At 62.3% G+C, this 10250-nt stretch carries 7 protein-coding genes; 2 read left to right on the top strand and 5 right to left on the bottom strand.

Translation table 11 applies throughout. From position 1 onward, the window contains the following. The 5 genes from EN935_RS10280 to tssH all read right to left on the bottom strand — a co-directional run. A partial coding sequence (locus EN935_RS10280; protein WP_164771069.1) for a sugar-binding transcriptional regulator occupies positions 1-804 on the bottom strand: 804 nt, incomplete at its 3' end. Between the two features lie 424 nt (positions 805-1228). Then, positions 1229-2887: a glycerol-3-phosphate dehydrogenase/oxidase gene (locus EN935_RS10275; protein ID WP_164757553.1), complete on the bottom strand. Its 1659-nt coding sequence runs from the start codon at positions 2885-2887 to the stop codon at positions 1229-1231. Positions 2888-2937: 50 nt separating this feature from the next. Then, a complete protein-coding gene (locus tag EN935_RS10270; protein ID WP_127262635.1) occupies positions 2938-3714 on the bottom strand; it encodes a DeoR/GlpR family DNA-binding transcription regulator in 777 nt (258 codons plus the stop codon). Beyond that, positions 3711-5246, bottom strand: a complete 1536-nt coding sequence (locus EN935_RS10265; protein ID WP_127262634.1) for an FGGY-family carbohydrate kinase — start codon at positions 5244-5246, stop codon at positions 3711-3713. The genes EN935_RS10270 and EN935_RS10265 overlap by 4 nt, the downstream gene beginning before the upstream one ends. Positions 5247-5671: 425 nt before the next feature. Beyond that, positions 5672-8473 carry a type VI secretion system ATPase TssH gene (gene tssH / locus EN935_RS10260; RefSeq protein WP_127262633.1) on the bottom strand — a complete coding sequence of 934 codons (2802 nt, stop codon included), beginning with the start codon at positions 8471-8473 and terminating at the stop codon, positions 5672-5674. 314 nt (positions 8474-8787) lie between these two features. Between tssH and tssA the strand changes: the two genes are divergently transcribed. Both tssA and tssB read left to right on the top strand, forming a co-directional pair. Further along, positions 8788-9960 (top strand): type VI secretion system protein TssA, encoded by a 1173-nt coding sequence (gene tssA, locus EN935_RS10255; protein ID WP_109661620.1) that lies wholly within the window; start codon positions 8788-8790, stop codon positions 9958-9960. 6 nt (positions 9961-9966) lie between these two features. Then, on the top strand, positions 9967-10250 hold a 284-nt coding region (tssB, locus tag EN935_RS10250), incomplete at its 3' end, for a type VI secretion system contractile sheath small subunit (RefSeq protein WP_127373301.1).

Below are 10250 nucleotides of genomic sequence, written 5' to 3'. Positions count from 1 at the left end.
GATTCTTTCCGACAGCGCCGTTTCCACCGGGCGTCCCTTGTCGTCGAAGAAGTGGGCGAGCAGCTCGCCGACGCCGCCATCGCGTTTGACCTCATCGATTTCGGAATGTTCGATCATGCCGGTAGCCACCAGCGAGGCTTCCCGCTCGGCGGTGCCTATGCCGACGAACATCAGGTCGGACCGGCCTGCGAGGTCGAAGACATCGCTGATGCCGCGCTGGCCAAGCAGCACCTCACGGTCCTCGGCGGTGTTGGCGACGAAGGGCACGGGCATCACATAGGCCTGCGCGCCGGTCCGCTCGGCCAGTCGATGCATGACGTCGTGCGGGTTGGCTGCGAATTTGCGCGTCACACCGCCAAGCAGCGAGACGAAACGGATATGGGCGGCGGCAGTGCGCGTCAGATATTCGACGCTTGCCGCTAGGGTGCGGCCGTGGCCGACGCCGATCAGCATATCCTCGCCGCGATCGATCTCGCGCTTCAGAAACTGCGCGCCGGCGATGCCAAGCGCCTTCAACGGCAATTCGTCCTGATCGAGATCAGGAACGACCTCGCAGTAATCGAGCCCGTAAGCATCGATCAGCTGCTGCTCGAGGTCGATGCATTCGCCGACGTCGCCGTCGATGATCACCCTGACAAGGCCGTCCTGGGTAGCCCGGGTGATGAGCCGATGCGCCTTGAGGCTGGTCAGGCCGAGCCGCTTGGCCACCTGGGCCTGCGTGAGACCCCCGGCATAGTGAAGCCAGGCCGCGCGCGTGGCGAGGCTGGATTCATGGTCGCGGTTAGCGGTTCCGCCGGATTTCAAGCCATCTCCTCCCTGAGATGATATTATTATCTTTGTGTGCAAAAATTTTCACATCCCTGCATCGCTGTCAATCCCTCGCCGGATTTGGTGCATACGCCCGCGGGGAATTCACAGCTCTCGCCCCTTCCCAAAACGCCGGTCTGCCAGCGTTTCGGCAGGCAACATCGACCTATTAGGAGGCAAGCATGTTATTCGATCATATGATGATGTTAATTTAACGTCAATCTGTGTTATTTCCTGCCGAGACCAGCAGTATTGCACAGCCATTGGCTATCCTATTTTTCATCAACTATTTGTTTTTAATGAATAATATTCGATAGCAGCAAAATCCCAACCCGTCTGTGAGTTGGGCGATTTGCGGATGCGGCGCATCCATGGGCAAACCGATCGGATTGCCTTGGGAAGAGCATCGGCGACGGGGTGATCACCCCAGCCGCATCAGGTTCCGGCCCTCGAGCTCCACGATTGCGGCCTCGACTTCCTCTGCGAAGCGCCCAGCGCTCCAGCCCAGCGCCCGTCCGGCAATCGCGGCAATCTCCTGCAGGTCCCGGCCTGTCAGCGAACCTGATATCGCCAGGGTGCTGCGGCGCATGACGATATCGGCCAGATGTTCGACGAACTCGTTGCGGACGATGTAGTCAATTTCCGACCGGCTGTAGCTCTCTGAATCCGGCAGCCGACCCTCATCACCCGACCCATGCGTGGCGATTTGCGTGGCTCTGGTGCCATATCGCGACAACAGTTCATCGAGACGCCGTTCCTCAGCGCCCGTCTCCGAGTGCACCAGAGCCAGCCAATTTGCTCGCGCTGCGGCATTGGCCGGAAAATCCTTGCCGCCGCCGATCGGCATGGCTTGCGTCGTCACCTTGCGGCTGCGCTGCAGGCGATCGAGCACGGTGTCGGCGACTTCCTCGGCGAAGCCGCGAAAGGTCGTCCATTTGCCGCCGACCAGCGAGATGACCGCGAAGGGTCTGTTCCGGTCCGGCTCGGCGACCGGCGCCGAGTGGTCACGGCTGATTAACCCGGGCAGCGATACATCCGAGGCCGGCAGCGGCCTGATGCCGCTATAGGCATAGACGATCTGGTCGTGCTCGAACGCCATCCCCGGCAGCAGCGTCCGTACGCTGTCGAGCAGGTATTCGACTTCGTCAGGCTCGCAGCGCACCTCGTCGGGATTGTCGGCCTTGATGTCGGTGGAGCCGACCAGCGCCAGGCCGAGATAGTCGTAGACAAGGCAGATACGGCCGTCATCGGCTTCGAAATACAGCATGCGCCCGGCCAGGCTTTTGACCAGTTCGTCATGCTTCAGCAGGATGTGCGAGCCCTTGGTGCCGCCGATCATCTTCGACGGCGCGCCAAGCAGATCGTTGACATCGTCGATCCACGGACCGGCGGCATTGACCACCAGCTTCGGACGCACCGAAAAGGTCGCGCCGTTTTCCGGCTGGAAGGTCAGCACGCCATTGGCGGACTTCACCAGCGTCGTGTAGTTCGCGCTGGCCGAGGCCGGGTTTGCCTGCAGCCCATCGAGGATCAGTTCGAGCACCAGCCTTTCGGGGTGGCTTATCTTGGCGTCGTAATAGGTGCCGGTGGCGACGATCGAGGGGTTGAGCGCCGGCATCTCGCTAAGCGCATGGCGCCGCCCGACCATGCGGTGGCGCGGCATGACCTGGTTTCGCGAGCCATAGAAATCATAGATCATCAAGCCGATCTTGATCAGGATGGCACCGCGGCTGCGCGGTGCGCTGGTCGAGCCGAACAGCGTCCGCAGCGCCGCCAGCATGCCCTTGCTCCAGGAAAAGATCGGGATGATGGTCGGCAGCGGGCTGACATAATGCGGCGCGTTCTTCAAAAGCAAATTGCGTTCGAGCGTCGACTGCGCCACCAGCCCGAACTCACCGGTTTCTAGATATTTCAAGCCACCATGAATGAGCCGCGATGGCGCGGCACTGGTGCCGGAGCCGAAATCCGCCTTGTCGACGATCAGGCAGCTGACGCCTTGCGCGCATAGGTCGCGAAACAGCCCTGCTCCGTTGATGCCGGCGCCAAGAATGACGACGTCGACCTCGCCGGTCCCGGCCATGGCAGCCAAACGCCCGGCGGGATTTTCCGTATGTGTTTCTTCGGCTGGGCTCATGGCACTTTCGTCTTGACGATGCGCAGCTTTACGCCGGCCCGCTCGAGGGCTTGCGCCCGCGCATCGCCCAGGCCTTCGGTCGCCAGCACGACGTCGAAGCTGGTCAGATCGTCGAAGACATGCAGTGCGATCCTGTCGAACTTGGCATGGTCAATCAGAAGGATGCGCTTGACCGACGCCGCCATCATCGCCTGCTTGACCCGCACAACGTTGGGGTCCTGGATGAAGGCCGTGGTTCCGGTGATGGCCGAAGCCGAACAGATCAGCACATTGGCGCGCAGCTGCGCCACGGCGTTCTCGCAAACGATGCCGATATAGGCGTTGTAGGTGTTGTGGTACTGGCCGCCGAGACAGATGAAGTCGAGTTCGTCGACATTGGTCAGCAGCGACGCCGTCGCCACGGAGTTGGTGATGACGGTCAGCGGCTTGACGTCGAGCAGCAATGTCGCGACGGCGTTTGCCGTCGAGGAATCGTCCAGCATCACCACCTGGCCGGCTTCGACATAGTCGAGTGCTGCCCGCGCCAGCGCATCCTTCTCGGCCCGGTTGACCGTCACCCGGTAGCGGAAGGCGCTTTCGTAGAGACCGGAAGGCTGAACCGTCACGGCACCGTGCAGCTTGCGCAGCACGCCCTGCTGCGCCAGCCGGTCGATGTGCCGGTGGATGGTCATGCGCGATACGCCGAAATGCTCGACGAGATCGTCGATGCGCACCTGGCCGAGCTTGATCACATAGTCGGCGATCTCTTCGCGTCGTTCGTCGGCCTTGATCATGCGCCTCCCCCAGTGTCTTGCCGCGCCAGCTTCTCGATCTCCGGCCAATGCGGTTCGAGCGCACCGGCTATGCGGCCATAGAGGGAAAAGCGCTCGTTGAACACAGCACTTGAGGCCGGCACAGGCTCGTATTGGCGCGCCGTCATGCCGACCTGCCTGGCGCCCTGTTGCGGCGTCGCGAAGATGCCGACCGCGGCACCCGCGCAAAGGGCAGCGCCAAAGGCCGCGGCCTCGTCGGTCGAGGTGACGATGACCGGGGCGTTCAGCACATCGGCAAACATCTGGACGAAGGCCGGATTGCGCGAGCCGCCGCCGGTCAGGCGGATTTCGCTGATAGCAAAGCCCTCGCGCAAGGCTTCGACATGGGTGCGATGATTGAAAGCAATGCCCTCCAGAACCGCCTTCAGCATATCGCCGCGATTGTGCCAGCCATGCAGGCCGACAAAGCTGCCGCTGGCGACATCGCCAAAGGGGGAGCCGAACAGATAGGGGTGAAACAGGATGGTTGAGGACTTCTTCAGCGCCGCGTCGATCTCCGCCGCCAGCAAGTTGTGAATGGAGCCTCCATCGGCACCTGTCTTGTCCTGCTCCGAGCGGCAGAACGTGTCGAGAAACCAGTCGTAGTTTGCGGTCGAGGCGGGCGAGATCGCCATGTTGTTCCAGCGGCCAGCGTCGATGGCGTTGCGGCAAAGCCAACGCGGATCGACGCGTGGTTCCGTGGAGACGACTTCGTTGATGGAATAGGTCCCGGCGACGATGGCAAGCACGCCCTCCTCGTGACCGCCCATGCCAAGCGCCGAGGCGGTCACGTCATGCAGTCCGCACGCCACCGGTGTTCCCTTGCGAAGGCCGGTCATTTCGGCGGCTTCGGCAGTGACATGCCCGACGATCTCGGCAGAGTGCGCCATCAGCGGCAGCGCATCGAAAAGATCGTCCAGTCCGAAGATGCGCATCGCGTCCGGCGCGAAGGCTTGCGTGCGGAAATCCGTGAATGAGGTGCTGGCCTCGGTACGGTCGGTGCCGATCGTGCCCGACAGGCAAAAGCGCAGCCAGTCCTTGCAGGCCAGTATATGCCCGATGCGCCCATAGCGGTCGGGTTGGTTCTTCCTGATCCAGGCCAGCAGCGCCGATGGCGCCGAGACATGCGGCGCCTGGCCGGTGCGCGCCAACGCGTCTTCGAAGACCCGGTCCGCCGACCATCGTTCGACAATCTCGCCGGCGCGGCTGTCGAGCGAAAGAATCCCGGGGCCTACCGGCCGACGATCCTTGTCGAGCAAATAGAGACCGTCGCCATGCGCGGTTGCCGCCACCGCTCTGATGTCGCCTGCCAGGCGGCCGGACAGGGCGATCGCCTCCTTGATTGCGTCGGCGGTCGCTTGCCAGAGGCCGGCCATGTCGCGCTCCACCCAGCGCGCATAGGGCATCGACTGCGGAACCCGTCGACGCGCCACGGACAACTGCGTGCCATCGGCATCGAAGATCACCGCCTTGGTGACTGTGAGACCGTTATCGATTCCGAGCAGACTGGGCATGGTCACCGCCTCTTTCAACAACTGGCGATGCGCACTGCAAGGCAATCCTGCAGGCTGGGGCAAGGGTGACAGACATAGCGACGGTCGACGAGCAACGGTGATACAAAAGCAGTGGTACCTTGCGGATCAAACGAACCATATCTCGCTGTTAATTTAACGTCAATATGTGCGACAATGATATTGATGCCAGCCGATATCTGACATCTTCAGCGTCGATATATCGCAAAACTAACTGATTTTGTTCAATTTTTTTCCGCCGAAATATCCCACCTAGATCGTTAAAATCGGCCGACTAGCGCCGTAGATCGGCTTGGTTCGCCGAGAAGTCCACCTCCTGGGCAGTGCGCCTCGGGCTGGGAGGCAAGAAGACGCTGCGCACCCTGGCAAGCCTCGGTTGCCGATGCTTCATCAACATTCGCCTGAAGCTACTCGAAGGAATAGGTGAAGCCCTCCTTGGAGGCGCCGACCGTCACCTTCGTCATCTTTTCGCCCTCGAGCGACCGGTTCAGCACGCCGCGGCTCAATTCCGGCAGAAGCGTGTTGGTCAGGATCGCATCGATCATCCGTCCGCCGGATTCGATCTCGGTGCAGCGGGCCTTGACCAAGTCCATGACGCCATCGCCGATCACCAATTCCGCGTCGTTGGTCGCACGCAGCCGCCGAGCGATCTTGGCAAACTGGTGGCGGGTGATCGCTTCGATCATCGAATCCGAGAGCGGGTAATAAGGAATGGTCACCACCCGGCCGAGGAAGGCCGCGGGGAAGACCTTCAGCAACGGGCTGCGCAGCGCGGTGTCCAGATCGTCGAGCCCTGCCCGCAGCGTGCCATTTCTGGTCCGATCCATGATGACTTCGGAGCCGACATTCGAGGTGAGCAGGATCAGCGTGTTCTTGAAATCGATGCGCCGGCCCTCGCTGTCGTCCATCATCCCCTTGTCGAAGACTTGGAAGAAGATCTCGTGCACGTCAGGATGCGCCTTCTCGACCTCGTCGAGCAGGATCACCGAATAAGGCTTGCGACGGACCGCCTCGGTCAGGATGCCGCCCTTGCCGTAGCCGACATATCCGGGCGGCGCCCCCTTCAAGGTAGAGACCGTGTGCGCCTCCTGGAACTCGGACATGTTGATCGAGATCAGGTTCTGCTCGCCGCCGTAGAGCGTCTCGGCCAGGGCCAATGCGGTTTCGGTCTTGCCGACGCCCGAGGGGCCGCAAAGCAGGAACACGCCCACCGGCTTTTCCGGCGCACCGAGCCCGGCGCGGCTGGTCTGCACACGCCTGGCGATCATCTCCATGGCGTGGTCCTGGCCGACCACGCGTTCGGACAGAGTGCTGGCCAGCCGCAGCGCCTTTTCGGTCTGGCTCGACAGCATCCGCCCCGTCGGGATGCCGGTCCAGTCCTGAACGACCGCCGCCACGGCGTTGCGGTCGACCGACGGCAGGATCAGCGGCGTCTCGCCTTGTGCCTCGGCCAGCTCGGCCATCAGTTCGCGCAACCGGGCGAGATCGGCGGCTGGATCGGGTGGAGGGGCATCGGCCGCCGCCGGTGTCTCCAGGTCGATCTTGGCCGTCTTGGTTTTGGTCTTGGGCGGTTTGGTCTTGGGCGTTTCGCTCTTGGGTGGCTGAGTCTCAGCCGCGCCCACGCCTGCCGTTTCGCCATTGGTCTCCGGCGTCTCCACCGCATCGAGCGGGACACCTTCGCCGCGTAGCCTAGCGCGCAATTCGAGTATTTCGGCAACAAGCGCCTTTTCCCGGTCCCAACGCTCCTGCGCGGCGGCCAGCGTGACTTCGGTTTCGGCTAACCCGGAGTCGACCCGTGCCTGCCGGTCGTTCACCTCGATGCCGATCGCAGCCTCGCGACCGATAATGCCGCGCTCGACCTCCAGCGCCTGGCGGCGACGCATGATATCTTCGACTTCGGCCGGCGTGGCGTGCTGCGATATGGCGACACGGGCGCAGGCGGTGTCGAGAAGGCTCACTGCCTTGTCAGGCAGTTGCCGCGCCGGGATGTAGCGATGCGAGAGGCCGACCGCCGCCTCGATCGCCTCATCCAGGATCTGCACCTTGTGGTGCTGCTCCAGAACGCCGGCCACACCCCGCAACATGAGAACGGCCACCGCTTCCGATGGCTCGTCGATCTTGACCACCTGGAAGCGGCGGGTCAGCGCCGGATCTTTCTCGATGTGCTGCTTGTACTCGGCCCAGGTCGTTGCCGCGATGGTGCGAAGTTCGCCGCGCGCCAGCGCCGGCTTCAGCAGATTGGCCGCGTCGCCGGTTCCAGCCGCGCCGCCTGCGCCAATCAAGGTGTGGGCCTCATCGATGAACAGGATGACCGGCGTTTCGGAAGACTGTACCTCATCGATGACCGCCTTCAGCCGTTTTTCGAACTCGCCCTTTACGCTTGCTCCCGCCTGCATCAATCCGACATCGAGCATGCGCACACTGACGCCCTGCAGTGTGGGCGGCACGTCATCCGCAGCAATGCGCAAGGCAAAGCCCTCGACGACCGCGGTCTTGCCGACCCCGGCCTCACCGGTCAGGATCGGGTTGTTTTGCCGGCGTCGCATCAGGATATCGACGATTTGCCTGATCTCCGGATCGCGGCCGACGACCGGATCGATCTTGCCGTCCCGGGCGCGCTGGGTCAGGTCGGTGGCGTATTTCGCCAGCGCCGAATCCCCGCCCGGAGCCCGCTTCGGCGTTTCGGCTGCCGGAACCGCTATGCCCGCGCCGGCTTCGAGTGAGCCCTCCATCACATCGGCGAACCGCGCGATGACCGCGGCGGCGTCGATCTTGTCGAACTCGCCGCTGATCTTCGACAGCAGGCCTTCCAGCACCGGCGTCTTCAGGCAGGCGAGGAGAATATGGGCGCTGCGGACTTCCTCGACGCCGAACTCAAGCGTTGCCAGGTTCCAGGCTTCCTGGATGGCGTGGAAGATATGGTCGGAAAATTCCTCGATCGACGTTGCGCCGTAAGGCAACTTGTCGACGGCGCGGGTCATATCGGCCGTGAGCCGGCTCGCATCCACGCCCGCATCGGCGATTATCATTTGCACATCCGAACGGTCGGAAAGCACCAGTTGCTCGATGAAGTGGACGAGTTCGACGTAAGGATTGCCGCGCAGTTTGGCGGTGTCGGCGGCAGCCTTGAAGGCGCGGACACCCACAGGATTGAGCTTGCCGACCAGTTCCTTGCGTTTGAAGGTCTGCGATGACCGGCGCTGTTCCATCGAACGTGCTCCTGCAATCTGCCAGTCGATAACCTGCCACATAAGCCGTCACTTGACAAAGCGCGTGGTGGACAGCGCCCCTTCCAATTGTGGAGAGTGCCGCACCATCGGATGCAAACAACCACGGAATTGTCCGCCTCCGTGTAATGCATTTCACATACAGGGTCGGCAATCTGGCCAAGGGTTTCGGCACCCAAGACGCGGCCTGGTCAGCTTTCGTTAATTTTTTGAGCAGTGCTTGAATTGTGGTAAAGTACAACCGTGTGATACCGTAGGGTCACGTACGGTTTGAGGGCCGATCGCTGGGGGTTGGTGTGATTGATGTCGCACTCTGGCTTGCTCCGCTCGACGGTGAAAATCCGTCAGGGGAGGATTTGCGCAACGACCCGGCTTTTCATGAGCTGGAGCGCCTGACGGAACCCGAGATCAAGGTCGTCCACGACGGCCAAAACAAACCCGCCTCGCAAAGCACCATTCCGGTCGACTGGCCTGCGGTTCTGGCCAAGGCGGAGGAATTGCGCGCGCATGGCCGGGACCTGCGCCTGCTCGTCGTCGTCACGCGCGCGCTGGCCAATGAAGAAGGACTGGCCGGGCTCGCGCAGGGGCTGACACTCATTGCGCAGACCTTCGACCAGCATTGGGAAACCATGCATCCGGCACTGCGGCCCAACGCTTCGCCACGCGATGCCGCCTTGCGCCGTATCAACGCGCTGCTCGACCTCCAGAATGGTCAGGAGGGGTTGTTGGCGAACCTGCGGCAAATGACGTTCTTTGCGCCGCGTGCAATCGGCCCGATTCAGGGCAAGGATTTGGAAAAGGGTGCGCTCGACGACCGTGTCATGCTCCAGGAAGCCGCCTCGGGATTGAATGCGGCAGAAAAGGCCGCACTGGTCAGTGCGCACGGACAATTGTTGAACCGGGTGCGTGCCGGATGTGCGGCACAGATGGATCAAGCCAACGCAGAGATGGTCTTGCTCGTCGCCGACGCAAGGGCAGCGATCGCGGCCCTTGATGCGGTCGAGACCGCTCTCAACGCGCGGCTCGAGGGTGGTGCTGCTCCTGTTCCGGAATTGAAACGGTTTCTGCAGCGTCTGCTGACGACCCTCGAACGAAATTCGAAAGCCGGCGCCGTGGCGAATGGCGCGGCCAAGCCGCTCACGCCGGCAGAACCGGCAACGCCTGCTCGAAACGGTCATGGAGCCGATACTATGGCAAGTGCGGCAAGCTACACGGACTCGAGCACGGGACTTCCCGACCGGATTTCCTCACGCGACGACGTGGTGAAATGCCTCGACCTCGTCGTCGCCTTCTATGACCGCACCGAACCGTCGAGCCCAATACCGCACCTGGCGCGGCGTGTGCGCCGGATGGTGCATATGGATTTCGTTGAACTGATGGAAGATCTCGCCCCGTCGGGTCTGAAGGAATTCCGACTCCTTGCCGGTGTTCCCGATGCCAAGAAGACGGCTCAGAAGGATGAAAGGTAATAACACATGCCAGCCGAAAGCAAAGCGAAGGTCATCGAACGAAACCGCGCGCCGCGGGTGCAGATCGCCTACGATGTGGAAACCTACGGTAGCCCGACGACGATCGAACTGCCGTTCGTCATGGGTGTGATGGCCGACCTTTCCGGTGCTTCGCAGACCAAGGAAGCGTCAAAGTCGGTGCTGGACCGCTCCTTTGTTGAGACCGACGCGAACCGCTTCCCCAAGTTCATGGAGGCGCTCGGACCGCGGGTAAAGGCCCGCGTGAAGAATACGCTGCCGCAGGCTGAGGG

Source organism: Mesorhizobium sp. M7D.F.Ca.US.004.03.1.1, from assembly GCF_003998635.1.
In the GTDB taxonomy this organism is placed as follows: domain Bacteria; phylum Pseudomonadota; class Alphaproteobacteria; order Rhizobiales; family Rhizobiaceae; genus Mesorhizobium; species Mesorhizobium loti.
This window is presented reverse-complemented; position numbering and strand designations above follow the sequence as displayed.

Excerpts from the sequence above, each read along its gene's own strand:
- EN935_RS10275 (WP_164757553.1), bottom strand. The coding sequence starts at position 2,887 with ATGGCCGGGACCGGCGAGGTCGACGTCGTCATTCTTGGCGCCGGCATC.
- EN935_RS10270 (WP_127262635.1), bottom strand. The coding sequence starts at position 3,714 with ATGATCAAGGCCGACGAACGACGCGAAGAGATCGCCGACTATGTGATC.
- EN935_RS10265 (WP_127262634.1), bottom strand. The coding sequence starts at position 5,246 with ATGCCCAGTCTGCTCGGAATCGATAACGGTCTCACAGTCACCAAGGCG.
- tssH (WP_127262633.1), bottom strand. The coding sequence starts at position 8,473 with ATGGAACAGCGCCGGTCATCGCAGACCTTCAAACGCAAGGAACTGGTC.